The organism is Bacillus sp. AFS040349, assembly GCF_002577655.1.
In the GTDB taxonomy this organism is placed as follows: Bacteria; Bacillota; Bacilli; order Bacillales; family Bacillaceae; genus Metabacillus.
The window spans coordinates 13,273-39,212 of record NZ_NUMC01000082.1 but is presented as its reverse complement, the minus strand read 5'-3'; the positions used below and the strand labels follow the sequence as shown (position 1 = coordinate 39,212).

The following is a 25,940-nucleotide window of genomic DNA, read 5'->3' as shown; positions in this document are numbered from 1 at the left end:
AATCTTTTGACACTACCTAGTTAAATGCTACTGAAAGCCTATTTAGACCAGTTTCGTTTCTTAATACCTGTCCTTTTTTAGCAGTGAAAGACTCCACGGGCAGGACCAACGGAAATCTTTCACTATTCTTCAACTAAACATTTTGTTTATAAAGGATAGAAATTGGTGCCATTTCCAACATGTATTCTTGTATTAAAAGTTGGTGCATTGTTTTTTCATGAACAACTTTAAAGGTAGCTTTTACAATTTCTTTTATTCCTAAAGACAAGCCTAGTTGTTCAGCAACCGCAAAGGCACCCATTGCCTGTTGATTGAGAAGAAGTAGTTGGTGCATTCCTTGCCATGAACCTACTGCTCCCGCCATCAAATCTTGAAATGTGAGCAGTCCTTCCTCTAGCTTAGAAACCGTTGTTCCTAGAATGCGGTCCATTACAATATCTGGATTACGATTAATTAATTGAAATAGTTGTTTTGCTATTTTCTGATGTTCCTTTGTAGCGCCCTCTATCTTTTCAATGGCTTCCTTTATGTGAGGCTCTTGAATTTTTGGGATTATTTTTTGAATGACAACTTCAAATGCCATTTGAGCAGTTAGTACATGTTCAAACCATTTTTCTACTTCGTTTAATTGCTGATTCCTTATCTCATCATCTAGCTCAATTAATAATACGGGATTTTCTGTTTTCATCTTTTTTCCTTTCTTATTCTTCTTTTGTAATTTTCCATAACGCACCTGTATGACCATAGGCATGGATATATCCTTCAGTAACAGGGGAGTGACCAAAATCTAAAATATATAAACTCTTTCCGTCCGGATGAAATTTACAATCAACAGGTCGCTCTATTCCACCTGATTGATGTGCTGATGCTGCACCAAGTTGCTTATTTTTCATAAACACTTCTGATGTTCCCGTCTTAACATCAACCCTTACAACTTGAAAACCGTTGTTAAGATCTTTCTCATGTGGTGAATTTAACGGTGCATATGTACCCCATTCGGTTACAAATAGTTCTCCACGATACCCAAAATCATCTGAACGGCTAAAGTCCATCTTTGTCATAGCGGAATGAGGTTTCTCAAGATAAACAGGAGGGCCAGCCCATTCAGGCGGATTTTCGATTAATTGCTCTGCTTCTTTCCCCTTTGCAGGTTTACATTTTTCATCCCATACAGGAACTCCATCTGCTCTCATATCTGGGAATCCATACCAATCAGGCTTTTTTACAGATCCATGAGAGGTCATAGCATTGCGAATATGCCAAATTCGATCAGGATCACCTGCAATAGCTCTTTCTCCTTTTTCCTCTAAACAGTTATCAGATGCGTACAGCTCTCCCTCATCATTAAATGCTAAGCCATAAGGATTCCTTAGTCCCCATGCTAATAATTCAGGCTCGCTTCCATCTGGCTTAGCTCGCCAAAGTCCGGTTGAACACCAAAGTTCTCCCTTAATTTTTTCACCCTTCTTTGCAGGTGTTCCAAACGGTTTAAACGCTCCCGTTTCTGTTAAAAAGGGAAATGGCATGAGTGGATTTCTAGACGTTACATTATGACCAGTAAGAGTAATGTCATCCCCAGGTATATCATGAGCCTCTGGATGCTTTGCTAGGTCCACTGTAAAACCAGCCGGTAAACATACACCATTTTGTGAAACAGAGCCATTGGCAAAGTACATTAAACCGTCCTTAGGACTAAATACAGGACCACCTGGTTCATGCCAACCACCACTAGGTATTTTTTCAATTAACACTTCTCTTTTCTTTGTTTTCACATCATAACGGACCACTCTAGCAAGATATCCACCTTTACATGTTACATAGATATAACCTTCGTGATAGGTAACTCCTCTTGGTCCACCTAATGTTTCTACAGCAAATACATCTAGCTCTCCAGAGGGTGTTAAACTAAGAATTCTAGGTGGTAACGCTGGACGTGTTGGCCAAGTACTTCCACCTTCTAAAATATAAAGGGTTCCATCATCTGCAAATCCCATCCCAGTTGGAAAAGATAAGCCCGCTGCCACGACCTCAACTTTATAACCCTCAGGTACCCAGACATCATCTGGATTTAACAACGGTCTAGCACTTGTCGGCAGCTCAACAACCCTCTCCCGAATTTGCTTAGTATGTATCATTCACCATAGCTCCTTTGACTTTATATTATAAGAGGTTATTATTTCTCTCTTTCAGTATGATCTTGGAAGAAAATAACTATTCCTTATTATTGAGCGCCTATTTTTGCCCCTATGCAACTTTTTACCGTTAAGTCATTCACCTACACCCAATGTTTTGAATATGGTACATGTGATAGGAGGTTAATGATTACATGGAACTATTTGAAAAAGAATCACTAAATATAGATGATCTACAGGTTTGGAAAAAAGATGCTTTGGAAAAGTTTGAGGCTAAAATGGTGGATAAAGAGCAAAGGTTCCCGTGTATACCGGCAACTCAAGGTCATTCATTAAATCATTTACGATACGGCTTTGTAGGGGATCCTAGAGAAGTTTCATCTGCTGAAGAACTTGCTAACTTACTTTCCGCTTATACACCACAATCAAAAAACTATGGAAAATATACATCTCTTATTATCTTTTATGAAACACCAGCCGATTTATCCAAGACTAGTGTTGAAGAATTTGAACAAATGTTTTGGAAGCAATTAAGTTGGGCAAGTGAGTTTGATTCCATTGAATGGCCGGAAAATATTCCTGTTGATCCACATGATTCTGCATGGGAATTTTGTTTTCAAGGTGAAAAATACTTTATGTATTGCGCTACTCCAGCCCATCAAAATCGCCAAAGTCGATATTTCCCATATTTTATGCTTGCAATTACGCCAAGGTGAGTACTTGAGAAATTTAATTCTTCCCCTTCGCTGGCACAAAAAATAAAATCTAATATTAGAGAAAGAATTACACATTACGATTCTATTTCCATCCACCCTGATTTAAACAGCTATGGTGAAGAAGATAATTTTGAATGGAAGCAGTATTATCTCCATGATGATGATTCAGCTTTATCCAAATGCCCTTTTCACCGAATGCTTAATACTATGAAGAGGGAAGAATAGCTGGTATTCTATGCTCCCATTCCTATAAAAAAATGGGGGCTAATTTTTTCTTTTAGAATGGATCTTTCTTTTCTTACCTACACTATAGGTGTTCTTATATTAAAGAAGAAGGTAGGCGAAGGAATGAACATCATTGAAAATCAGCCAGCACTGCTAGTGTTAGATGTACAAAAAGGATTTGATGATCCTTATTGGGGTAAACGAAACAACCTGGAAGCTGAAAACAATATTTTAACGTTGTTAACAGAGTGGCGAAAACGTAACTGGATAGTCATCTATTCACAACACTTATCGTTGGAGCCACAATCTCCTCTTCATTATAAGAATCCAGTGGGAACAGAGTTTAAAGACAGCATTAAGCCTTTATCAGGTGAAGTAATTATGCAAAAAAATGTTAATAGTGCCTTTATTGGAACACAATTAGAAACCTATTTAAAAACAAATCAAATCAAAACGGTTGTTATCACTGGTCTATCTACACAACATTGCGTTTCAACAACAACACGTATGAGCGGAAACCTCGGATTTACAAATTATCTTGTTTCAGATGCTACGGCAGCATTTGAAATTACTGATCAAAATGGTACATATTATACTCCCGAAGATATTCATCAAACAGAATTGGCAACCTTACATAAGGAATTTGCGACGATTGTTAAAACGAGTGATGTAATAAAACAACTAAAGTAAAAGGCAGTGTGTATTTCCTTAACTGGTTCGGGTTTTCGAATACAAAATTGTTTAAATAAGCGGAGTTTTTCCGGTTAAATCTAAAAATGGAGCTCGATTTGGGGATATAAGCGGAATTTTTCCGGTTAAGCAAAGGAAAATGGCCCATTTTCATCTTCTTCGATTAAATAAGCGGAATCTTTCCGTCTGTTTCATCTATTTTTCGTGATATTTCCTCATTAAGAGGAATTTCTCCGCTTATTTTCTGGTGACTCTCAAAGAATGGGAGTTCACTTAATCCTGTGCAGTGCTTATCTCAGTATTAAAAGACGCTTGGAGCATATAAAGTCTCCAAGCATTTTTCTTTACTAACTTACTTGCCAAATTGCATATTAATTCCTAGTTCGAATTACAATCAATATGCTTCAAAACAGAACCTATTAGTATTCTCTCTGCCCTCTTGAATCCTACTAAACCTTTATATATTTGCTCCTTTGTGCAATCACTCGCTCTTTTAAAGTTTCATAATTGATAAGAATCATCCCTATACAAATAGTGACAGCACCTACTCCTGTTAACCAAGAAAAAAACTCATCATAAAAAAGAACTCCTACAACAACCGCAATAAAAGGTGAAATATAAAGCCAGGTTGACGGGAAAACCGGATCTGTCTTAACTACAAGCCAATAAAATAAACTATGACCAACCATTGAGCCAATTACAATTAAATAAAAAAGAGACAAAAGTGAGGCTGGTTGTATGATTGTTTGCGCAGAAATTTCTTCTGTGAACAAACCTAAAATAAATAATAAAATTCCCCCATACATCATTTGAACCGCATTTAATGCAACTGGGTGAATTCCTTCAAAGTTTTTTGATACACTCTTCGTATAGATCGTACCTGATGCATAAAAAACCTCTCCAAGAATGATGGCAAAACAACCAATGATCCAATAGGAATTCACCTCAAGTGAAAAGCTTGGTAATATAAGAAATAAAACTCCTATGACACCGATCATACATCCTACAATGGATGTTCTTCTGACTTTATGCCTTAAGATAATACTCTGAATCACAATGATCAACATCGGACCGGTTGCGGATAAAACCGCCGCTATTCCGGATGTTACATACTGTTCTGCCCAATACAATGTTGCAAATGTCCCAAACGTCAAACCAACCCCTGATAGAAAAAGTTCCTTTCTAACTAATAAACGCATGATGTTCTTCTCTTTAACAAGCATAATCAAAAACAATAAAAAGCCTGCGATAAAAAAGCGAATTCCCCCCGATAAAAACGGCGGCAACCCTGAATCTACTCCTATTTTTATCGCCATAAAAGTCGTCCCAAAAATAATACACATTAAAACATAATTTATAATGACCATTCTAAACTCCTCCTTTATGTTGATCATACGATTAGCGCTATAGAACAGATTGAACACAATAGAACAGTTAGAATGGAAACATGTTAAAATCATTACATTAAGAGGAAATGGAGTTGGCAAAAGCTGTGCAAAGTGAACAATTATTATATAAACAGATCTATCACTATGTGGTGAATCAAATAGAGCGGAAAGAATGGAAAACTCACGACAAACTTCCCTCGGTTCGCAGCCTAGCCACTCAATTCAACGTTAACAGACTCACTGTATTAAAAGCATATCAATTACTAAAAAAAGAAGGAAAAATATATGTTAAGGATAAGTCAGGTTATTATGTGCAACCACAAATAACTAAAGACTATGAATATAGTGAAAATCCTATCATAGCTGCTTATACAAAAAAAAATCACCTATCAGAAATTCATAGAGCACCTGTTACCTATAACTTTTCTCAAGCCTTAATTGACCCAAATCTTTTACCAAATCACTTTTTTTCAGACTATGTGAAAAAAGTGTTCGATCTTTATCCTAAAGTTCTTGCTACCTATTCAACTGTTCAAGGAGATGAAGAACTGCGGGAGGTTCTTGCTGAATACTTTGTGAAACAATTTAAAACACATCTCACGAAAGATCACCTATTAATTACTTCTGGTTCACAACAGGCCATTCATTTAATCTCAGAAACTTTTATTAAACCCGGAGATATTGTTCTTTTTGAGAGACCGAGTTATTGTGCTGCTATTGATATTTTTCAAGCGCAAGGAGCACGCATTATGACTGTTGATATATCCGAAAATGGATATGACTTAGAACAGCTAGAAAGCATGCTAAAGCAATACAAGCCACGACTATTTTACACAAATCCAACCTTTCACAATCCAACTGGCTATACTATTTCAGTAGAACAAAGAAAAAGATTAGTAGAATTGGCTGAACAGTATCGTTGTTTAATTGTTGAAGATGATGCTTATCATGATATTTACTATGAACAGCCCCCACCTCTCCCGATTTATACGTATGATACAGCTGGGACAGTCATTTATGTTCGAAGCTTTTGCAAATATATCTCGCCAGGATTAAGGGTTGCAACAATTATTTCTCAGCCTTCTATTATGCCCATGTTACTCACATCAAAATCGTTAATTGATAATGGATCACCTCTTCTTAATCAGAAGATTTTCCTCCATTATTTTTCGTCATTACGATTACACCAACATTTAGAAAAGCTAAGAATTGCGTTAGAGATTAGGAAGGAAATGATGGAGGAGGAATTAGCGAAAACAAACTGGAAATGGAGCAGCCCACAAGGCGGTTTAAGTTTATGGGTACAACTGCCCGATAATTTATCAATTGAATCATTGCTGTTAAAAAGCCTTCCTCACTCTATCTCATTTGTACCAGGTGTAGTATGTGATCCATTAAAACAAGAATCTCACTGGATACGTCTAAGCTTTTCGTACGAAAATGAAAAAAAGTTAAAGGATGGAATGAAGCAATTTGTAGAACTTGCACAGAGGTTGGAAGAGGAGAAAAAATAAACCGATCAACACCAACCTTATAAAAAAATCCACCAGCTATAAAAAACTGGTGGATTTCTCATTATACCATTACCTTACACATATCATTTGTAAACTCAACCGGATCTTGAATTGGTAAGCCTTCAATTAACAATGCTTGGTTGTATAGAAGATTTGTATATAATGTTACCTTTTCCTTGTCACTCTCAAATGCATTCTTTAGAGATTGAAACACTTCGTGGTTGCTGTTGATTTCTAAGACTTTTTCTGCCTTTACATTTTGGTTATCAGGCATAGCACTTAGAATTTTTTCCATTTCAATTGTTACTTCACCCTCAGTTGTTAAGCAAACAGGATGAGATCTTAGACGCTTGGATAATCTTACATCCTTTACTTTATCTGAAAGGATATTTTTCATGAACTCAAAGAGCTCTTTATTTTCAGTTTGCTCGGATTCTGTTTGCTTTTGATCTTCTTCTGACTCAATTCCTAAGTCACCGCTAGAAACCGACTTGAATTCTTTTTCGTTATAGCTCATGAGCATTTTGATAGCAAATTCATCAATATCTTCTGTGAAGAAAAGAATTTCATAGCCTTTTTCAGACACTAATTCTGTTTGTGGTAATTTTTCAATTCTCTCGATCGACTCACCAGAAGCATAGTAAATATACTTTTGATCTTCAGCCATTCTTGAAACATACTCATCAAGTGAAACAAGCTTTTTCTCTTTTGAAGAATAAAACATTAATAAGTCCTGTAACACTTCTTTGTTGCTACCAAAGTCACTGTAAACTCCATATTTTAGCTGTCTGCCAAAGGATTTGTAAAACTTCTCATAATTTTCACGATCATTTTTCATGAGACTTTTTAATTCATTTTTAATTTTTTTGCTAATGTTTTTAGAAATGAACTTTAACTGTCGATCCTGCTGTAAAATTTCCCTTGAAATATTAAGTGATAAATCCTCAGAATCAACCATTCCTTTAACAAAGCTAAAATAATCTGGAAGGAGTTCCGGACATTTATTCATGATTAATACACCGTTTGAGTAAAGCTCTAAGCCCTTTTCATATTCTTTTGAATAATAATCATATGGCATGTTTTCAGGGATATAAAGAATTGCATTGTATCTTACTGTACCGTCAACATTAATATGAATGTGCTTAATCGGCTTATCAAATCCGTAATGCTTTTCATTGTAAAATGCCACATAGTCTTCATCTGTTAATTCATTTTTATTTTTTCTCCAGATTGGCACCATGCTGTTGATGATTTGTTCTTCTTCGTATTCTTCTAACTCGTTATCGCTGCCTTCTTTAGCTCGTTGGCCTTTAACATCCATTTTGATCGGATAGCGGATAAAATCAGAGTATTTTTTAATGATTGATTTTAGTTTATATTCCTCTAAAAACTCATCATAGTTATCTTCTTCTTCATTTTCTTTTATCTTCAAAATAATTTCTGTACCAACTGTATCTTTTTCATGCGGTTCAATTGTGTAGCCTTCAGCACCCTCTGATTCCCATTTGTAAGCTTCATCACTTCCAAGCGCTTTACTGATAACAGTAACAACATCAGCCACCATAAATGCAGCGTAAAATCCAACTCCAAATTGACCAATTATATCATGGCCGTCTTTTGATTCATTTTCCTTTTTAAACGCTAAGGAACCGCTTTTCGCGATAATACCCAGGTTGTTTTCAAGGTCTTCCTTTGTCATGCCAATACCTGTATCTAAAATAGTAAGTGTTCTATTTTCTTTATTTGGTGTAATTTTGATAAAGTAACTATCCTTTTCAAAGCTTAAAGAATCATCTGTTAATGCTTTGTAGTAGATTTTATCAATTGCATCACTAGCATTTGAAATTAACTCTCTTAAAAACACCTCTCGTTGTGAGTAAATAGAGTTAATCATCATTTCCAACAATCTTTTGGATTCTGCTTTAAATTGCTTTTTTTCCAATTTACAACCTCTCCTCTTCGAAAATTTAGCCTACTTTATTATGTAGTAAAATAGAAAATGATTAGGTGTTCTATGGACACTCCTTCTTCTAGTTTAGCACTCTAAGCTCTAGAGTGCTAAACTATTATTTAAATATCATATTTTTCTTATCTATGTCAACTAGTGGCAAATAAAAAAGTGCAATGAAAGCTAGTAAATAGCTAGTCATTGCACTTCATCTTTATACTAAAGCAGCTAATCTTTCTGTTACCTGCTCTTCTGTTAATCCATTTTCCGAAACATAGCGATTACGTTCATGTACACGACACTCATGACTACATGCGCGCAAGTATTTATGCTCATTTTCTTCAGAGCAAAGAATTTTTTTATTACATTCAGGATTGCCACAGTTAACAAAGCGTTCACAAGGTTCACCAGTAAAATGATCTTTTCCAACTACAGTTGGTTCTACTCGGTTAACAGGTACGATTAGACGCTCATCAAATACATAACACTGACCGTCCCAATTCTTCCCTTGTACTTCAGGATCTTTACCATAAGTAACAATCCCACCGTGAAGCTGTGCCACATCATCAAACCCCTCTTGACGAAGCCAACCTGAGAATTTTTCACAACGAATACCACCTGTGCAATACGTTAAGATCTTTTTGCCTTCAAACTGGTCTTTATTTTCTCGAATCCAATCTGGTAACTCTTTAAACGTATTAATGTCAGGTAAAATCGCATTTTTGAAATGACCAACAGCATACTCATAGTCATTTCTAGCATCAATAATGACAGTATCTTCTTGTTTCATAGCTTCCATAAATTCTTTAGGGCTGTAATATTTACCTGTTAGCTCTAAAGGATTAACATCATCTTCTAAACGAAGCGTCACAAGCTCTGGGCGATGACGAACCTTCATTTTTTTGAAGGCATGCTCATCTTCTTCATCTATCTTATAAACCATTTCAGCAAAGCGAGGATCTTCTTTCATGTGAGCCATGTATTGATCCGTTTGCTCAACAGTCCCTGAAACTGTTCCATTAATTCCTTCTGTAGCAATTAAAATTCTGCCTTTTAGCCCAAGGTTTTTACAAAACTCTAGATGCTCTTGAGCATACTCCTCAGGGTTATCAATTTGAACATAGTGATAGTATAGTAAAACGCGATATTCTTTTGACATATATTTTTCACCTTCTATATTATATTTGCAAGATATACATACAGAGATGGTTACTTGCTTTTACATTTTACTTGTTTATAAAATGTAACATCTTATTAAAACAAATTTTCTACGAAAATGCAAATTGATAGTTTGTAAAGGTGAGATGTACCAATTTTGTTTATGTTCTTTTCGATTTTTTGTTCATACCCGCGATGAACGACACTTCCCTTGATTTTTCCAATCGTTTTGTCGTTCATATCCGCGATGATTGTCATTTCCCAACATTACACACATTACCCACCGTCACATTCATTACTAACTCAATTAGAACTCCATTCAAAAACAGCCCAATTTCAATTAATTGGGCTGTCACTTTAAGCAATGACAAAAATCAAGCAAAATCCTCTTCATTTTCAAGCCAAGTTGTTACCGCTGAGACTGCCTGTCTTTTTCCCGTCATTTCTTTCATATCAGGGTAGCCAATGTATAATAATCCAACCATCTCCGATTCGGAAGATAATGTAAACAGTTCCTTTACTTCATTCGAATAACAGCTTTCACCTGTTCTCCAAATAGCACCCAATCCAAGGGCATGGGCTGTGAGCAGCATATTTTGAACAGCTGCACAGACAGCTGCAACTTCCTCCTTCATCATGACACGTTTGTTTGCTGTTGTTGGTTCTACTGCAACAGCGATTATAACCGGTGCTCGCAAGGGTTTATTTTCTTCTCTTTCTAGTCGCTTTCGACTTTCTTCACTATTTGGATCTTCTAGTGTTTTTTCTACGAGAGATGCGAGTGTTTTACCGAGTGCTTTTCTGGCATCACCAGTTAATACAAAAAATCTCCATGGCTCTGTTCGGAAATGTGAAGGAGCCCATGTTCCTGCTTCAAGAATTTGATGAATCAACTCACTCGGGACAGGATCTTCCTTTACTTTTCCAATACTCCTTCTAGTTGCAATAGCTGAAAGGACGTCCATTATATTCACTCCCATTTTTTCAAGTTATTTCATCTTATTCAAAAACATGAGAAATGACTCTTTAGAATATCCTTCTCGAAATCACACCTACTCCCCCCATTAAATAAGTAGCGAGAATGAATACTATAAACATAGGAGGGGTTAGAGTGGAACCTTATGTTAAAGATGCACTAGATGAGTGGAAAGAGGAAATGTTAAAACAAAAACTTGATTTAGATGAAGAATACGAAAAAATCAAAAGTGAATTACAAATCTATTCTTATAAGTCAGGTATTACAAAACAGGTTATTCAATCAACAATAAATGATGAAATTATTGAAACGATCAAATCAACATATCACGTACCCTTTGTTGAAAAATACGAACAATTGAAGCAATACATACGAGTTTTGGAAGAAAAACGAAAAGTGTATCAAATGTTTGTTGATAAAATTCAAAAAGTAAGTGAAACTGAAGTAAACGAGAGTCATGTTTAAGAGAGCAACATGACTCTCGTTTTTTTGATTTTCCCTTTCCATTTTTCCTTACCAGGAAATTTTTAGATAGACTAGAATGATATGGATCGTTTGTAACGTTCCTATCATCTTATTGTAATAACGTAAACAAACTGTTAAGTGCTTGTTCTTTTAAACTCTTTTATTCGTGGTAAGATGAACTCATTGATTAGCTAATGTGCTAACAAGGAGGTTATACAACATGAAAAATAAGATTTTATCCTTAATTACCTTCGCATCACTAACAGCTGGATTTTCAGCACATGCAGCTGCAGAAGAGGTGACTGTAAAAGAAGGTGACACTTTATGGGAAATCGCAAAGTTAAATGAAGTAGAAGTAGAGAATATAATAGATTGGAATAAACTTCCTGGTGATATCATTCATCCAAATGATCAATTAAAACTGCATGAATCACATGAAGTATCAACAGGAGAAACATTATGGGATATTGCTGAAGAATATGATGTTGATATTGAAGAAATTGAAGCCTGGAACAAAATTGATTCACACATCATTAAACCGGGAGACGAGTTAATCATTAAAGAAAACGAAAAAGCACAAGCGTCTTCTGAAGATAAAAAAACAGAATCAAATAAGGAAAATAGTAAAGAATTAACTGTTACTGCTACTGCCTATACAGCAAATTGTGAAGGCTGCTCAGGTACAACTAAGATGGGTATTGATCTCCATGCAAATCCTGATAAAAAGGTAATAGCAGTTGATCCTGATGTGATTCCATTAGGATCAACTGTAGAGGTTGAAGGTTATGGGACAGCGATTGCGGCAGATACCGGTGGAGCTATTAAAGGAAATAAAATTGATGTTTTTATTCCCTCGGAATCAGATGCCCTACAATGGGGAAAACAGCAAGTAGAAGTGAAAATTATAGAAGAATAAACCATTTACACCCCCTTGGTGAGTAATAGTACCAAGGGGGTGTTGTTTTACTATTTTTTAATAACCGGAATCCATATTTCCGCTCGATAATCTTCTGAATAAGCATCTCCTTCAGGGTAAACCTCTATTTCAGGTGCAGGTGCAGGTGCATGCTCGTACCCTGTCGCAGGAAACCACTCAGAAAAAATTCGTTTCCAAACATGTTGAATAGCGTGAGGCATAGGACCAACAGACTCAAAAACAGCCCACGTTGCAGCAGGTATTTCTTTGACCTCTAAATCTGGAGATATCTTATCGGTAGTTTTTTCAACCGCTATATAATAGGTAAATTCATTTTTTTGTTGATTACCTTCCGCACAGACTCCTAATATTCCCATTTCTCCAGCTTGTTGTGCAAGCTTCTCAGAAAACCCATTCTCATTAGATTCTTTCCAAAATAATGGAATTCTTTCATTATTATTCTCCATTGAGACCCGGATCCCTTTACCAACAACCTGAAATGCTTCTCTTTGAATGATCTTATAATTCATTTCTTCTTCTCCTTTTAGTTGGATTTGAAAGGAAAGCTTAGGAAAGGCTTTGACGGTTTTGCCTGTGTGCCTCACTTCAGTCGGACTAATTCCATGTGCTTTTCGAAATGCTTTCGAAAAGGATTCAGGACTTTCATAGCCATATTTTAAAGCAATGTCCAATACTCTTACATTTGAATGAATTAGTTCTTGTGCTGCTAATGTTAACCTTCTTTTTCGAATATACTCGGCCACAGTAAATCCGGTGAGTATTTGAAACATTCTTTGAAAATGGAACCTGGACATGCAGGCAATTTTTGCTGCTTCTTCAATAGACAAATGTGAAGCTAAATTGTTTTCAATATATGCAATAGAATCATTTATTTTCTGTAAACTCTCCATAAGCTCCCCCTCATCCATACAATAACAAAGAAGTAACCTATTTTACCTGTCATTTCTTGCACAATAATGACAGATTAACTTCACTTTTTCTTAAAATCTATCAACTACCTTTTTTGTTATAGCTTTATACCAAATTTTAGCTTTTACTGTCGTTAATTGAAAGAAATCTAGTTTATCCGCCATATTTTAATAGATTGTGCAGAGAAATGTAGATAAATATTTGCAGGAAATCTTCCACTTTTCTAAAACTTATTAATAAAAGAGCTTTGTTACTTCTTATCCGTTCATTTTTATCCTCTTTTATTCAAGGAAGAAGCAAAATGAACAATGAGTTTTAACATAGCGGATAAAGAAACTAAAGGAAAGGTGGTCATTTTTCGTGAGAGACGATTTGACCTTACAACAGCTTGCAGAAGGAATTCCAAAATCACTTCTTAATGCATCAGATAAAGATTTAGAAGGCTTCCAGCATATTATTGAAGAAACAATTAAATTACGTGAAGGACACCGAAATCTTCAAAAACTAATTAAAAGCTTCTCAACATCAGGTATCCAACGTTCGTAACTTTTGAGTAAATCTTTATTAAGAGAGCCATTAGCAGGCTCTTTTTCTATGGAATTATTCCATATTGCATAAGTAATCATCTCATTTTAGAAATCAATTTAACGAGCCAAAAAGGCAGAAATAACAGAAAAAATGTTCCCAGTGCCACAAACTCTAGAGGAATGATATACCACGGCCATTGTCCAAAATAATCAATCATAGATGGATTAACAGGCTTTCTAGATATATACATATAATTACCACCAAGAATCAGATTTAAGACAAAGATGAAGGCTGCATAAACATTTAACCATATAAAAGCCTTCCAAATTGATTTAAATTGAGGACGGAACCCAGCAACAAACACCATAAATAAATTTGCAAGCACAGTACTTCCGTGTGATACAAAAAAATGCACATATCGATAATGAGGAAATGTGTAATGACTAATATCAGGTGTAATCATGGCTTGAACCGCACTACCAACACCAGCAAAGAATGTAAACTCAAATAGAGAATATGACTTGGTCAACAACATAACAGCAGATAATAGAATCGTAATGCTACTAAGATGCAAAGGCAAAGAGTGAGTATATGTCCAGGAATCAAACCAGTATAACCATATATGTAGACTGATTTCTGAAAATATCATAATAAAAAATAAAGTAATACGCGCAATTTTATTATAAGGTTCTTGTCTTAAAACATTTCTTACTATATAAATGAAAACTATAAGTATGATAAAGATAAAGAGAGTTACCAAATGAACAGGTGAGAATAATGTAAAGGCATAATCTGTTTGTGGAAAAAAAATCCCTTCCATTACATGTCACCTCTTTCTTAGAAATGTTGTTTAATTTAGTGTATCTCTTTAGAAGGAAGGTTATCACCTCAAAAGCAAAAACAGTTATTTTTTATCTTCTTGAACAAAAAAACCAGCCTCAATATGAGACTGGTTACTAAATTTATTACCCATTTACCTCTGTACCTAAGCTAGAAGGATTTAACCCAACTGCTTCAAATACTTTACCGAATTTTTCATCACCTTGTGTGAATGTTTCATTCGCAGCATCTAATGAAGGTGCGTCTTTCTTCAACTCATCTGCTTTTGCTTGATAAGAATCAGATAAATCTTTAATCGCTGCTTCTAAGTCAGCTTTATGATCTGCTAATTCCTCTGGTACCTCTACACCATTAAGTCCTTCTACGACTGCTGCTGCAGAAGCTTCAGCTGCTGGTTTCATTTCTGCAGTTGGCTCTTCTTCTGCTTCATAAGCATTTAAATCTGCATCATTTTCATTAATTGCTTTTGAAACCGTCATGTAAAATTGCATCATGGCACTTTTTGCGTTTTGTTCTTTGTCAGCACCTTCTTCAGTTGCTTCTTCACCTGCTGCTGTATCTTGCTCTTCCGTTGTTCCCTCTGATTCTTCAGAACATGCCGCTAATCCAATAGACAACATTAACACTGAAATTAAAAACCAAAACTTTTTCATCTAGTACCCCTCCAATTAATTACTAACATATGTATAGATATCCAGATCACTCATACTAAGAATTTTTTCCATATTCTGAATGATCTTCCACCTATGTATTATAGGATTCTAATAAAAGAATATCAACTGTTATTTCACGAAAATATATAATCATAAATTTCCTATTTTATCGAGTAAATACTTTAACTAATTTTGCCTAAAAAACATTAGTCGTACTTGTGTTGTAAAAGGTTACACGAAAATATCAATATTAAAAATATCCTTTAATAGAAAAAAATTACATTATTTTCGAAAAATTTTAAAAATTCCTAAAACATATTATATACTTGATTTTCTCCAACTTTACTATATAAAAAGAGGCAACCCCAATTTCAACAAGGGCTGCCTCTTTCCATAATTAATTAGATCCTGTTTTCAATAGAACTTCTTGTTCGTCCTCATGTTTTACAGATTTTGATTTAACATATTTTGCTGATAAAATCACCGCTGCGACAACAAGAATTTCAAAACCATACTTAACAAAGCCATTTTCAAATAATCCACTTAAGAAATGTTCACCAACAATCATTTTTGACGCTGTCCACGCAAGAACACCTGCACCGATTGTAATGATGATTGGATATCTGTCTATCCATTTAAGAATTAACGTACTACCCCACATAACAACTGGTACAGAAATAAGTAATCCGATAACAACTAAAAGCATGTTACCATGGGATGCTCCTGCTACAGCTAAAACATTATCAAGTCCCATTAACGCATCCGCAATAATAACTGTACGAATTGCTGCCCAGAAGCTATCTCCAGCTTTTACATCACTATGATCTTCTTCATCCACAAGCAGTTTATAAGCTATGTAAACTAATAGAAGTCCACCAACTAAATGAAGACCAGGGATAGCTAATAACCAAACAACTGCTAAAGTCGCAACAATTCGAATCGCTATTGCTCCTACCGATCCCCACAAAATAACTTTTTTCTGTTGATGTTTAGGCAAATTTCTTGCCGCAAGCCCAATTAGAATGGCATTGTCTCCAGCTAAAACTAAATCAATCACAATAATAGATAAAAGTGCAGTGAGAAAATCCATTTCCATCCTGATTACCTCCTTTTGATGTTTCAATCTTAAAGTTTTAAAGATTGAAAGACTGCTTTTTACAAAAATAAAGAGACCTTTGCCATAGTGGCAAAGGTCTCGCTAAGCACAAAAATTATGCCAATAAAGCCGATGAACCTTGTTCATGTAATGACGACTTTATTTCAGGTTAAACCTGACGCTACTCCCCTTTACGGTGGGAAATTTTGCTATCAATTTTGTCTATTTGTCATTATACTTTATTTTATGGGCATGTGTCTATGATTTTGTTTAAGTGAAAGGCACCACCCGGTTTTACCACTAATCGTTTGCTTAATTAAATCCTCTACTACTTCTGTCTTCTCTATAAATAAATACCCCAAAGATGAACCTCATAAATCCCACTAATTCCCACTTGTCTTCTCTCATATATGACACTTGTCATACTCACTCTATGACACCTATGTCTACAAATTTCAATTAACTATTTTTATAATCTAGTTAGCATAGAAAACTTACGATTGAAATGGGTGACAACATATAACGTTACTTCCCTTTCATTCCACTCAATTTTTTTTAACTACAGACTACTTTGTCTTTTTCTTAACGTTTTTAAAGAAGGGAATTAAAAAATGAGTAAACAATTACAACGTAATTTAAGGAAGCAAGTCGCTCCTTATGAACAGTCAAATTCGAAAGATAGTATTATTCAACTTATCACAACAATCGGTCCATTCATTATTCTATGGATTCTTGCCTATCAAAGCTTAGCGATTTCCTATCTACTTACCTTAGCTTTTACCATTATTGCTGCTGGCTTTCTTGTACGAATTTTTATCATCTTCCATGATTGCTGTCATTACTCATTCTTTAAGAATAGAAATGCAAATAAAATACTCGGAACAATAACAGGAATCCTTACTTTATTCCCATACAGTCAATGGCAGCATGACCATTCTATCCATCATGCTACTAGCGGGAATTTAGACAAACGAGGTACTGGAGATATATGGGTTCTTACAGTTGATGAATACCTTTCCTCTTCTTTATTAGAAAAAATTAAATATCGTTTATATCGAAATCCAATCGTTATGTTTGGACTTGGACCAATCTATGTTTTTCTTATTAAAAATCGTTTTAACAAAAAAGGAGCTAGACGCAACGAGAGATACAATACGTACCTTACTAACATAGCAATTGTTGTATTCGCAGGACTGTTGTGCTGGATGCTTGGAGTGATTCCGTTTTTATTAGTACAGTTGCCTATCTTTTTAATCTCAGGCTCTTTAGGAATCTGGCTATTTTATGTACAGCATACGTTTGAGGATTCTTACTTTGAAAAGAATGAAGAGTGGGAATACGTTATGGCAGCTGTGGAAGGCAGCTCGTATTATAAGCTACCAAAACTGTTACAATGGCTTTCCGGTAACATTGGTTATCATCATGTTCACCATTTAAGTCCAAGAGTACCAAACTATAAATTAGAAGACGTACACAATAATACAGAACCATTACAAAACGTTCCAACAATTACACTGGCAACAAGCTTAAAGTCGTTAAAGTTCCGTCTTTGGGACGCACAGAATAAAAGGTTTGTTGGTTTTAACTATTTGTCAAAATTACAAAAGTAATATTCTCCTTTAGAAGATGACGTATTAGTACAAACTGTCGGGAATGAAACGTACTAATTTTTGTCATCCTCTTAAAGTTTTAAGTAAATATATGTTAAAATATGATGTAATTTCATCTTAATTAAAGTAGGTTCTGGCATGAAAAAAAGAGTTAACATTTTTCAAAAAAGCAATGGGATCTCCCCTTATATTTGGGCTTTTTTAAGCATTTTACCTTTTTATTTTATTTTCCAATCATCCTCTTCGGCGGAAATCATTACAGGCATAATCCTTACTGTATCGTTTTTCATTACACTTCGTTACGCATTTCTTGCTAAAAGCTGGAGAATTTACGTTTTAACACTTATTTTGATTGGGATATCATTTACATCAACTTATCTATTTAATTATTTTTATTTTTCTTTTTATATTGCATATTTCATTGGAAATATAAAGGATCGTGCTCCTTTTTTAACACTATACATTATTCATTTAGTCAGTACAGCCGTTGCCATAAACTTTAGTATCGTTTTACATGAGCAGTTGCTATTACGCCAGGCTCCCTTCGTGATTATTAGCTCTCTTAGTGTCATCTTTCTTCCATTTAGTATTTATAATCGAAAACAACGTGATCAGCTCCAAGAAAAGCTGGAAGATGCTAATAAACGAATATCTGAACTAGTTATACTTGAAGAACGTCAACGAATTGCCCGTGACCTTCATGACACATTAGGTCAAAAGCTATCAATGATTGGTCTTAAGAGTGACTTAGCTCGAAAAATTATTTATAAAGATCCAGAGCAGGCAAAAAATGAAATGAAAGAAATTCAACAAACAGCTAGAACAGCATTAAATGAAGTAAGAAAAATGGTTTCTCAAATGAGAGGTATCCGTATAAAAGAGGAAATGGTACATGTTAAGCAAATATTAAAAGCAGCTCAAATTAATTTAGTATGTGACCAAGAAATGGTCTTATCAAATGTCCCGTTGTTAACCGAGAATATCTTAAGTATGTGCTTAAAAGAAGCTGTTACAAATGTTGTCAGACATAGTAAGGCCTCTAATTGTTATCTTTCTCTTGAACAAAATTCGACCGAATTAATCATGACTATCAAGGATGACGGAATCGGCTTTGAAGACCTTATAATCGCAAAAGGTAACGGCCTTTCCGGAATGAGGGAACGCCTCGATTTTGTTAATGGAAATCTTGAAATAAAAAACGAAAAAGGTACATCATTAACGATTAGAGTACCTAATGTTGTAAAACAGATAGATTAGGAGGGGCTTGCTATGATACGAATTGTGATTGCTGAAGATCAACAAATGCTTTTAGGTGCCTTAGGTTCACTTCTTAACTTGGAGGACGATATGGAAGTTGTTGGAAAGGCTAATAATGGAGAGGATGCCCTTACACTCGTTCAAAAACACAGTCCTGATATATGTATAATGGATATTGAAATGCCTAAAATGACTGGTCTTGAAGCTGCAGAAAAGATTGAAAATAGTGATTGTAAAGTGATCATCCTTACAACCTTTGCCCGTTCAGGTTATTTTCAAAGAGCCATTAAAGCTGGTGTCAAAGGATACCTTCTAAAGGATAGTCCCAGTGATGAGTTGGCAAATTCGATAAGAAGCATTATGTCGGGTAGACGAATATATGCACCTGAACTAATGGACGACGTATATAGTGAAGAAAACCCCTTAACTGAGCGCGAAAAGGAAGTACTAGGCTTAGTCGCAGATGGCATGAATACAAAAGAAATTGCCGATCAGCTTAGTATTAAAACAGGGACGGTACGAAACTATATATCCACTATCCTAGAAAAGCTTGATGTAAAAAATAGAATTGAAGCCATTACACAATCAAAAGAAAAAGGTTGGTTTAAATAATATAAAAAAGAGGTCTCCTTTTGGATTAAGGTGACCTCTTTTTTGGTTAAACTCAGGCGCACATGATGAGTATACCTGAACCAAAAACATCTATTTATTCGCTTTTATTCGTTTCACCTTTTAAAAGATGAAAATCTTTAATAGGCATTGTAATAATTTTTCCACCTATTTGAACATGAACTGTATCTTGAAAAATTGCTTTAACAATTCCTTTTAGAGATATTGTTGAATCAACAGAAATTGGATTTTTCATATTTGCTTCCATTTATTACACACCTTTCTACTATAATATTAGTTTTTTAATATTGGATAGGGTTGTGTGAAACGAGTACATGTGTTTCAACAAAGTGAAATAATAAGTAAAACAAACTATAATACCTTCTCTAATAGTGAGATTTATTATATTCACAATTATAACCCTTTAGAACTAAAAAGTCTTATAGGAACTCTTGGGCTTTTAGTACATTTTTTTATAAATTAAAAATAGGCTTTTCCATACGCAACTATTCTGTTTTCATTCCGTCATATGTAGTAATACGGAAACGTTTTTCGTGTTAGATATCATTACCGGGAGGAAACATCATGAAAAAACATAAGCATAATCTCATTAAAGTAGCTATTTTAACACTAGGAATAAGTGGAGTGTTTGGAGCTAGTTCAGCTGGTGCTTCAACAACATACGAAATAAAAAAAGGTGATACCTTATATAGCCTTGCTAAAAAACATGAACTAACAGTTGCACAATTAAAACAACTAAACAACCTTTCTTCTTCAACGATCTACTTAGGAGACAAACTAACAATTCCCACAACCATTACGATAAAAAAAGGTGATACCTTATATAGCCTCGCCAAAAAATATAACACCTCTGTTTCACAATTGAAGTTCATCAACCACCTTACATCGAACACAATCATTGTTGAAAAAAAACTTGTTATCCCTACAAATGTTACTGTAAAAGCAGGTGATACTCTATATAGCATCGCAAAAAATTACGGTTTAACTGTTAGTGAGTTAAAGTCAATTAACTACCTAACCTCTAACTGGATCAAGGTTGGTCAAACACTTAATGTTGCATATGCTAAAAGGGATACAAGCTCACCCAATAGTTATGATGCATCTAAAAAGGAAGTGAATGTAAGACCAACAAAAGGATTTACATTTGACGCAGAAGAGCCACGAAAATTCATCTTACAATCTACTAGTAACGAAGAATATTTTTCTAGACTTGAGGTCTTAGACAGCAATGTTAACTTAGAAGAAATTAAGACTAATTCCATGATGTCTTAATGGAAATAAAGTAACTGAGTATGATCCAAAAGCCACTTCACTTCCTTTTTATCATGATGCTTTGCTTTATTTAAATGGATATAACAACAATACTCAAACAACAATTGTTGTAAAAGAGATTAACGGGGTATTCATAAGGTTCACCATCCACTACCTAAATAAAGAAGAATCTGAAGCAATTATTCCCAAAATGATCAAGATCCTCCAAACCACATCAGTTAAATAATAATCTCCTGTTACTCTTAGTTAATAAATTTTCTATAAATTTATTAACCATCTATTGACTATAATAAAAAAATATCTTACTATTATCTCAAGTAAATAAAAACGTTCTCCTAAAGGGGAGTAGCTTTTACAACAAAGTCGTCATTACAGAGTTTCTAACTCTCGGCTTCGTTGGCAACCATTTCGTTGTTAGCAAGACCTTTACTGTTAAGTAAAGGTCTTTATGTGTTTTTTGAGACCTTTACCATCTACGGTAAAGGTCTTTTTATTTGACTACCTATAGGAAACGTAAAAAAGGAGATTACCATTATGGTAAAAAAAGTATCAATGGAAGATTTGATTAGAAAAAACAAAGAAGAACTTCTTAAAGATAAAACGCAAATGGATAGAATTGAGAAACGCATTGATCAAAAGTATTTATCACAAAGCAAACAAACAGGAGGAGATAAATGATGCTATTGAGGAAATATATGTCACTTTTAGGTGTAGGATCTGCGATAATTGATCTTATCTTACCTAAGGAAACGTATAAACGCGGAGAACTTATCAATGGTTACTTTCATGTTAAAGGTGGAACTATTGAACAGCAATTAAGAAGAATTGATAGTGATCTAGTATTAATTGATTCTACGACAAAAACTGAAAAAGTGATTGATACTGCGACTATCTTATCAACAAAGCTTCTCCGATCAGAAGAAGCTAGCAAAATTTCATTTACATTTAAGTTGCCAGAAAATATTCCTGTATCTAGTGAGCATATTTCTTATCGCTTTAAAACAAGACTTACTTTTAATGAAGGTGTAGAAAGTAAAGATCAAGATATCATACAGGTAATATCATAAGATTGATAAGCAGAAAGGAAAGATGAAAGATGTAAAATCGATTTCTTTAATCATTGCTAATTTTAACAAGGAGAAACGATTTTAATTGCATTTAAAGAATATGCGTACCTTCTTCATGGGTATTGTATTATTAACAATTGTCGAAACAAAACTTCTAGCTTCTACTACATTAGAGGTGAAAAATCCACCACGACTGAACCTTAATATCGTAACAATCATTCAAGGTTTTTCACCTAAATCTTAAAAGGAATGATGAAATGCTCAAAATTATCAAACGAATAAAATTCATATTTACTTTTTGGAGATTTCTACCTTTTCTAAAAGAATTTTTTTTATCAAAACAGGTTGAAACCACTAAAAAAGTGATTGGGCTGTTATTCATCGTAGCCTACGCAATGTTTCCATTCGACTTAATTCCTGACTTCCTCTCTGTTCTAGGAATTGTCGACGATGTTGTCATTGCTACATTCGTTTTAGAACGATTAATTAAGATGGCACCTGAATCACTTAAGGAGAAATATAATTTATAAACACTCACCAATTTGTTTAATACAATATGAACCATGAGTGTGGTTATTTCATTAATAATGTTCTTCCTAAGATTGTTAATGTTAACGAATAATAAAACGATAGTGCAATGGAGCGGAAGACACTTGACTCCTGCGGGAGCAGCGGGACAGGTGAGACCCCGCAGGCAAAGCCGAGGAGGCTCAGCGCACGCCCCGCGGAAAGCAAGTGTCTGGAGCGCAATGGAACGAACCATTTCCTAGACTATTTGAATCATATAAACAAATAAAGCCTACACAACTTATGTAGGCTTCATTTTTATTCTTGTATTTGCTTAACTTTCTTCCTTTTAATCACAGTATAAAAGGCCGGAACAAAAAGCAATGTGAAAATGGTCGAAAAGAAAATACCTGAAATAATTGAAATGGCTAGCGGGGTAAATAATACATCTCCACTAAATGCAATTGGTAATAATGCACCCATAGATGTAACTGCTGTTAAGACTACAGGTCTTAATCTTGCTTCACCTGACTCAACTACAGCCTCCAGTAAAGTAGCACCTTCTTGAAGTCTTTGCTCCATAAACTCAATAAACACCGTTGCATTTCTAACAACTATTCCTGCTAAGGAGACAATTCCCATCATCGCCATAAAGCCTAAGCCTGTTTGAGTAAGGAATAAACCTATAACCGCTCCTGAAATTGCAAGATAAACAGAACTCATAATCAGCAACGGAATTCTTAGTGAGTTGAATTGAACAACCATTAAAATATAAATAAGGAACACAACAATAATAAATAGCTTTCCTACTTCTACAAAGAAATCGGAACGAGCCGAAGACTCCCCACCTACAGAAACATTAATTGAATCTGACGTATATTGTTCCGCTAACGTCTTAATTTCAGATTCTACATCTGTTTTTTTGTCGTCAGTTGGATATGTTCGAATGGTAATGGTTCTTTCTCCGTTACTATGTGGAACAGATTGAATTTCTTGACCTTCCTCTACAGCTACAAGCTCGGATAAAGGTACAAGAACAGGTGGTCCTTGCTGTGACATCGTGTTGGAAGGTAATTTTATTTCCTCTAGGTTTATATCACTTTCATCACGATCACCTGAAACCTTTATAGTGAAATCACGGCTTGTTGTCCCATCATCATAACTTCCCATTGGAACTCCGTCTGTTATTAATCTAATCTGTTGGCTAATCTCATTAGATGTAATTCCATGCTCTTGCATTTTATTACGAATTGGTTCATAAACAATAGTTGGACGTGATTGACCAACATCATCAATGACTGCTCCACTTCCATCTATTTTTGAGATTTTTCCTTTCATTTCGTCAACAGTATCGGAAAGTTCTTTGATATCACTACCCGATACAGTAATAGCAATTGGTGCGCCAACAGGTGGACCGTCCTCAATCGTCGCCATTGAAATGATTGCTTCTGGGTACCTCTCTCTTAAAGAATCCTGCCATTTATCGATCGTTTCTGCTGCTGATTGTGACTCTTTATCGACTCTAAGGACAATTTGCCCATTATTTTCACCTGGATTCGAAATAACACTTCCAAACATCCCTGGTTCACCAGTCCCGGCAAATATTGTACTTTCATAAATCGCTGAATCTTCTTTTTTCATATACTCTTGCATTTCTTCCAGAAAATCTTCTGTTTGTTCAATTGTTTTTTCCGGTGGCAATGTAACAGTAACTGTTACTTCTTCACGATCTGCACTAGGGAAAAACACAACAGGAATAAATGGAACTAACCCATAAACGAAGGTACAAAACACTAATACGGTTAATCCAATTCTCATCGGATATTTGACAACTTTCTTTAAGATCTTGTTGCTATAAAAAGCTGCAAGACCTTCTAGCGGTTTTCCTAATAAACCATCTTTTTGATTTTTAACAGTTGCTTTGTTTACTAAGCGTTTCTGATTCCACATTAAAAAGATCGGCACTAGTGTTAAAGCGATAATCGTTGATCCAATGATCGTTGTAATTAATACAGAAGGTAACGCGCGTATAAATGCTCCATTTGATCCCCCAATAAAGGTTAAAGGCAAGAAAGTGAAAACGATCGCTAAGGTTGAGGTGATAACAGAAACTCTCACTTCTTTCGTTCCCTGTAGAGCTCCTTTTAAAGGACCATCACCTAGTTTGTATCTTCTTCTTATGTTGTCGTTAACAACAATTGCATCATCAACAAGAATTCCTAGTGCAATAATCATTCCGATAATCGAAATTTGATTTAAATCAACATTCATATATGGCAAAGGTATTAGCCCAAGTGCAATTGAAGCAGGTATTGCAATCGCAACAAGAAAAGCAGAGCTAACATTTAATCCTAAAAGAGTTACTAGCACTACCACTGCAATCGAAATTAGAAAAGAAAGACCTAAATCCTTGAAAATTTTCCCGACAATCGTATTTTGAGTGTAATAAGTGTCCAATGTAATATTTTCGGGCAACTCATTCGCTAGTTTTTTTACCTTTTCATCAACCGTTTCATGAAGAGATGGAATGTCTACTCCCTCTTCCTGCAGTACCGTCATTGAAACAGCAGGTGTGTTATTATAGTTTACGATTTTAGATTTTTCTGAAGGAACTAACTTTAGTTCGCTTACATCACCTATCAAAATGTCGTTACCTTTTTCATCTACCTTTAAAAAAATCTTTTCTACCTCTTCAACCGTCTTAATATGCTTCAACAACAATTGCTTGTTTTCACCATTTATTTCTTTACTGCCTAAAGGTGTAATCTCAATTTCATTATTTATGGCGTTTATGACATCAGGGAAGATAAGGGAATAATCACTTAGCTTATTTTGATCAAGGGTTAACATGTATTCATCTTCGACAATCCCTTTAAATGATACCTTTCGAACTCCTTCAATTTCTTCCAATTCTTTTTGCCATCCAAGTAACAATTCTCTCTGGTTCTGTAATAGTTCTCTGTCATCACTTAGTAAATGATATGAAGAAAGAGTGCCTGTTTGAATATCCGAATTAACTTCTGACTTCAACACATTTTCAGGGAATGTTTGGCTAGTGTCTGATACTGCCTGCCTTACTTGTGATAATACTTGATTACGATCTTCATTATCTGATAATTCAAGAACAATAGTAGAAACTCCAGCTCCGGATACAGATGAAAATTCTGCTATCCCTTTAATATCCTCGAGTTCTTCTTCTAAAGGATTCGTAACTGTTCTTTCAACAAGTTCTGGCTCAGCACCAGGAAAGATTGTTGTGATTGTAGCCACATTTACTGATATTTCAGGAATTTCACGCTTTGGCAGCTGCAAGGCTGTTAGTGCTCCTACCAGTATAAAAAGCACGATAAAAGTAAGGGTAACTTTTGGTCTCTTAATTAATGAATTGAACATTCGTAAACTCCTTTTCTTTTTTTGGAATT

At 35.0% G+C, this 25,940-nt stretch carries 25 protein-coding genes, 1 pseudogene and 1 riboswitch; of the genes and pseudogenes, 14 read left to right on the top strand and 12 right to left on the bottom strand.

Annotated elements, in window-relative coordinates:
- Positions 1 to 133: 133 nt before the first annotated feature.
- Entirely contained in the window at positions 134 to 688 is a 555-nt protein-coding gene (locus COD11_RS17750) for a hypothetical protein (protein WP_098798238.1), read from the bottom strand.
- A 13-nt stretch (positions 689 to 701) separates the two neighbouring features.
- Positions 702 to 2,135: a PQQ-dependent sugar dehydrogenase gene (locus tag COD11_RS17745; protein WP_098798235.1), complete on the bottom strand. Its 1,434-nt coding sequence runs from the start codon at positions 2,133 to 2,135 to the stop codon at positions 702 to 704.
- A 191-nt stretch (positions 2,136 to 2,326) separates the two neighbouring features.
- Here COD11_RS17745 and COD11_RS17740 point away from each other — a divergent pair.
- Positions 2,327 to 3,073, top strand: a pseudogene (locus COD11_RS17740) (YqcI/YcgG family protein).
- Positions 3,074 to 3,196: 123 nt separating this feature from the next.
- A complete protein-coding gene (locus tag COD11_RS17735) occupies positions 3,197 to 3,763 on the top strand; it encodes a cysteine hydrolase family protein (RefSeq protein ID WP_483296300.1) in 567 nt (188 codons plus the stop codon).
- A 449-nt stretch (positions 3,764 to 4,212) separates the two neighbouring features.
- Here the strand turns inward: COD11_RS17735 and COD11_RS17730 are convergent, their stop codons facing one another.
- Complete coding sequence (locus COD11_RS17730; protein WP_098798234.1) at positions 4,213 to 5,130, bottom strand: DMT family transporter; 918 nt, start codon at positions 5,128 to 5,130, stop codon at positions 4,213 to 4,215.
- A 107-nt stretch (positions 5,131 to 5,237) separates the two neighbouring features.
- Here COD11_RS17730 and COD11_RS17725 point away from each other — a divergent pair, with 107 nt between their 5' ends.
- Entirely contained in the window at positions 5,238 to 6,665 is a 1,428-nt protein-coding gene (locus COD11_RS17725; RefSeq protein WP_176551135.1) for an aminotransferase-like domain-containing protein, read from the top strand.
- A 61-nt stretch (positions 6,666 to 6,726) separates the two neighbouring features.
- Here COD11_RS17725 and htpG read toward each other — a convergent pair whose 3' ends face one another.
- The 3 genes from htpG to COD11_RS17710 all read right to left on the bottom strand — a co-directional run bounded on the left by htpG (position 6,727) and on the right by COD11_RS17710 (position 10,736).
- Positions 6,727 to 8,607 carry a molecular chaperone HtpG gene (htpG, locus tag COD11_RS17720; protein WP_098798232.1) on the bottom strand — a complete coding sequence of 627 codons (1,881 nt, stop codon included), beginning with the start codon at positions 8,605 to 8,607 and terminating at the stop codon, positions 6,727 to 6,729.
- Between the two features lie 220 nt (positions 8,608 to 8,827).
- Complete coding sequence (gene trhO / locus COD11_RS17715) at positions 8,828 to 9,772, bottom strand: oxygen-dependent tRNA uridine(34) hydroxylase TrhO (RefSeq protein ID WP_098798231.1); 945 nt, start codon at positions 9,770 to 9,772, stop codon at positions 8,828 to 8,830.
- Positions 9,773 to 10,145: 373 nt separating this feature from the next.
- Positions 10,146 to 10,736, bottom strand: a complete 591-nt coding sequence (locus tag COD11_RS17710; protein WP_098798230.1) for a nitroreductase family protein — start codon at positions 10,734 to 10,736, stop codon at positions 10,146 to 10,148.
- A gap of 146 nt (positions 10,737 to 10,882) precedes the next feature.
- Between COD11_RS17710 and COD11_RS17705 the strand changes: the two genes are divergently transcribed.
- Positions 10,883 to 11,212 carry a hypothetical protein gene (locus tag COD11_RS17705; protein WP_176551134.1) on the top strand — a complete coding sequence of 110 codons (330 nt, stop codon included), beginning with the start codon at positions 10,883 to 10,885 and terminating at the stop codon, positions 11,210 to 11,212.
- 220 nt (positions 11,213 to 11,432) lie between these two features.
- The gene (locus COD11_RS17700; RefSeq protein WP_098798228.1) at positions 11,433 to 12,128 is read left to right on the top strand and encodes a 3D domain-containing protein; all 696 of its coding nucleotides are present in this window, start codon (positions 11,433 to 11,435) and stop codon (positions 12,126 to 12,128) included.
- A gap of 50 nt (positions 12,129 to 12,178) precedes the next feature.
- Here the strand turns inward: COD11_RS17700 and COD11_RS17695 are convergent, their stop codons facing one another.
- Positions 12,179 to 13,039: an AraC family transcriptional regulator gene (locus tag COD11_RS17695; RefSeq protein WP_098798227.1), complete on the bottom strand. Its 861-nt coding sequence runs from the start codon at positions 13,037 to 13,039 to the stop codon at positions 12,179 to 12,181.
- 379 nt (positions 13,040 to 13,418) lie between these two features.
- Between COD11_RS17695 and COD11_RS17690 the strand changes: the two genes are divergently transcribed.
- Positions 13,419 to 13,604: a hypothetical protein gene (locus tag COD11_RS17690; protein ID WP_098798226.1), complete on the top strand. Its 186-nt coding sequence runs from the start codon at positions 13,419 to 13,421 to the stop codon at positions 13,602 to 13,604.
- A gap of 76 nt (positions 13,605 to 13,680) precedes the next feature.
- Here COD11_RS17690 and COD11_RS17685 read toward each other — a convergent pair whose 3' ends face one another.
- The 3 genes from COD11_RS17685 to COD11_RS17675 form a co-directional block, all read right to left on the bottom strand.
- On the bottom strand, positions 13,681 to 14,406 hold the full coding sequence (locus COD11_RS17685; RefSeq protein ID WP_098798225.1) for a YwaF family protein: 726 nt from the start codon (positions 14,404 to 14,406) through the stop codon (positions 13,681 to 13,683).
- 145 nt (positions 14,407 to 14,551) lie between these two features.
- A complete protein-coding gene (locus tag COD11_RS17680) occupies positions 14,552 to 15,079 on the bottom strand; it encodes a hypothetical protein (protein ID WP_098798224.1) in 528 nt (175 codons plus the stop codon).
- Positions 15,080 to 15,476: 397 nt separating this feature from the next.
- Positions 15,477 to 16,175: a TerC family protein gene (locus tag COD11_RS17675; RefSeq protein ID WP_098798223.1), complete on the bottom strand. Its 699-nt coding sequence runs from the start codon at positions 16,173 to 16,175 to the stop codon at positions 15,477 to 15,479.
- Positions 16,176 to 16,279: 104 nt separating this feature from the next.
- Positions 16,280 to 16,377, bottom strand: a riboswitch (yybP-ykoY riboswitch).
- A gap of 409 nt (positions 16,378 to 16,786) precedes the next feature.
- Between COD11_RS17675 and desA the strand changes: the two genes are divergently transcribed.
- The 3 genes from desA to COD11_RS17660 all read left to right on the top strand — a co-directional run bounded on the left by desA (position 16,787) and on the right by COD11_RS17660 (position 19,654).
- Entirely contained in the window at positions 16,787 to 17,785 is a 999-nt protein-coding gene (desA, locus tag COD11_RS17670) for a Delta(5) desaturase DesA (RefSeq protein ID WP_098798222.1), read from the top strand.
- Positions 17,786 to 17,923: 138 nt separating this feature from the next.
- The gene (locus tag COD11_RS17665) at positions 17,924 to 19,042 is read left to right on the top strand and encodes a sensor histidine kinase (RefSeq protein WP_098798221.1); all 1,119 of its coding nucleotides are present in this window, start codon (positions 17,924 to 17,926) and stop codon (positions 19,040 to 19,042) included.
- Positions 19,043 to 19,054: 12 nt separating this feature from the next.
- Complete coding sequence (locus COD11_RS17660) at positions 19,055 to 19,654, top strand: response regulator transcription factor (RefSeq protein WP_098798220.1); 600 nt, start codon at positions 19,055 to 19,057, stop codon at positions 19,652 to 19,654.
- Between the two features lie 94 nt (positions 19,655 to 19,748).
- Here COD11_RS17660 and COD11_RS26980 read toward each other — a convergent pair whose 3' ends face one another.
- Complete coding sequence (locus tag COD11_RS26980) at positions 19,749 to 19,919, bottom strand: hypothetical protein (protein ID WP_162987447.1); 171 nt, start codon at positions 19,917 to 19,919, stop codon at positions 19,749 to 19,751.
- 317 nt (positions 19,920 to 20,236) lie between these two features.
- Between COD11_RS26980 and COD11_RS17655 the strand changes: the two genes are divergently transcribed.
- From COD11_RS17655 to COD11_RS17640, 5 genes are all read left to right on the top strand, one after another.
- The gene (locus COD11_RS17655; protein WP_098798219.1) at positions 20,237 to 20,944 is read left to right on the top strand and encodes a LysM peptidoglycan-binding domain-containing protein; all 708 of its coding nucleotides are present in this window, start codon (positions 20,237 to 20,239) and stop codon (positions 20,942 to 20,944) included.
- A gap of 534 nt (positions 20,945 to 21,478) precedes the next feature.
- Positions 21,479 to 21,622, top strand: a complete 144-nt coding sequence (locus COD11_RS17650) for an FbpB family small basic protein (RefSeq protein ID WP_098798218.1) — start codon at positions 21,479 to 21,481, stop codon at positions 21,620 to 21,622.
- The gene (locus tag COD11_RS17645) at positions 21,619 to 22,011 is read left to right on the top strand and encodes a sporulation protein (protein ID WP_255301639.1); all 393 of its coding nucleotides are present in this window, start codon (positions 21,619 to 21,621) and stop codon (positions 22,009 to 22,011) included. Before COD11_RS17650 ends, COD11_RS17645 begins: the two co-directional genes overlap by 4 nt.
- 85 nt (positions 22,012 to 22,096) lie before the next feature.
- Positions 22,097 to 22,255, top strand: coding sequence for a hypothetical protein (locus COD11_RS26975; RefSeq protein ID WP_176551133.1), 159 nt, complete (start codon positions 22,097 to 22,099; stop codon positions 22,253 to 22,255).
- Positions 22,256 to 22,268: 13 nt separating this feature from the next.
- Entirely contained in the window at positions 22,269 to 22,541 is a 273-nt protein-coding gene (locus tag COD11_RS17640; protein WP_098798217.1) for a YkvA family protein, read from the top strand.
- Positions 22,542 to 22,836: 295 nt separating this feature from the next.
- On the opposite strand, the gene COD11_RS17635 is transcribed toward COD11_RS17640, so the two are convergent.
- A complete protein-coding gene (locus COD11_RS17635; protein ID WP_098798216.1) occupies positions 22,837 to 25,911 on the bottom strand; it encodes an efflux RND transporter permease subunit in 3,075 nt (1,024 codons plus the stop codon).
- Between the last annotated feature and the right edge of the window lie 29 nt (positions 25,912 to 25,940).

Bases quoted from the DNA above. Each gene is read 5' to 3' on its own strand.
- COD11_RS17750 (WP_098798238.1), bottom strand. From the start codon at position 688: ATGAAAACAGAAAATCCCGTATTATTAATTGAGCTAGATGATGAGATA.
- COD11_RS17745 (WP_098798235.1), bottom strand. From the start codon at position 2,135: ATGATACATACTAAGCAAATTCGGGAGAGGGTTGTTGAGCTGCCGACA.
- COD11_RS17735 (WP_483296300.1), top strand. From the start codon at position 3,197: ATGAACATCATTGAAAATCAGCCAGCACTGCTAGTGTTAGATGTACAA.
- COD11_RS17730 (WP_098798234.1), bottom strand. From the start codon at position 5,130: ATGGTCATTATAAATTATGTTTTAATGTGTATTATTTTTGGGACGACT.
- COD11_RS17725 (WP_176551135.1), top strand. From the start codon at position 5,238: ATGGAGTTGGCAAAAGCTGTGCAAAGTGAACAATTATTATATAAACAG.
- trhO (WP_098798231.1), bottom strand. From the start codon at position 9,772: ATGTCAAAAGAATATCGCGTTTTACTATACTATCACTATGTTCAAATT.
- COD11_RS17710 (WP_098798230.1), bottom strand. From the start codon at position 10,736: ATGGACGTCCTTTCAGCTATTGCAACTAGAAGGAGTATTGGAAAAGTA.
- COD11_RS17700 (WP_098798228.1), top strand. From the start codon at position 11,433: ATGAAAAATAAGATTTTATCCTTAATTACCTTCGCATCACTAACAGCT.
- COD11_RS17695 (WP_098798227.1), bottom strand. From the start codon at position 13,039: ATGGAGAGTTTACAGAAAATAAATGATTCTATTGCATATATTGAAAAC.
- COD11_RS17685 (WP_098798225.1), bottom strand. From the start codon at position 14,406: ATGGAAGGGATTTTTTTTCCACAAACAGATTATGCCTTTACATTATTC.
- COD11_RS17680 (WP_098798224.1), bottom strand. From the start codon at position 15,079: ATGAAAAAGTTTTGGTTTTTAATTTCAGTGTTAATGTTGTCTATTGGA.
- COD11_RS17675 (WP_098798223.1), bottom strand. From the start codon at position 16,175: ATGGAAATGGATTTTCTCACTGCACTTTTATCTATTATTGTGATTGAT.
- desA (WP_098798222.1), top strand. From the start codon at position 16,787: ATGAGTAAACAATTACAACGTAATTTAAGGAAGCAAGTCGCTCCTTAT.
- COD11_RS17665 (WP_098798221.1), top strand. From the start codon at position 17,924: ATGAAAAAAAGAGTTAACATTTTTCAAAAAAGCAATGGGATCTCCCCT.
- COD11_RS17660 (WP_098798220.1), top strand. From the start codon at position 19,055: ATGATACGAATTGTGATTGCTGAAGATCAACAAATGCTTTTAGGTGCC.
- COD11_RS26980 (WP_162987447.1), bottom strand. From the start codon at position 19,919: ATGGAAGCAAATATGAAAAATCCAATTTCTGTTGATTCAACAATATCT.
- COD11_RS17655 (WP_098798219.1), top strand. From the start codon at position 20,237: ATGAAAAAACATAAGCATAATCTCATTAAAGTAGCTATTTTAACACTA.
- COD11_RS17650 (WP_098798218.1), top strand. From the start codon at position 21,479: ATGGTAAAAAAAGTATCAATGGAAGATTTGATTAGAAAAAACAAAGAA.
- COD11_RS17645 (WP_255301639.1), top strand. From the start codon at position 21,619: ATGATGCTATTGAGGAAATATATGTCACTTTTAGGTGTAGGATCTGCG.
- COD11_RS17640 (WP_098798217.1), top strand. From the start codon at position 22,269: ATGCTCAAAATTATCAAACGAATAAAATTCATATTTACTTTTTGGAGA.
- COD11_RS17635 (WP_098798216.1), bottom strand. From the start codon at position 25,911: ATGTTCAATTCATTAATTAAGAGACCAAAAGTTACCCTTACTTTTATC.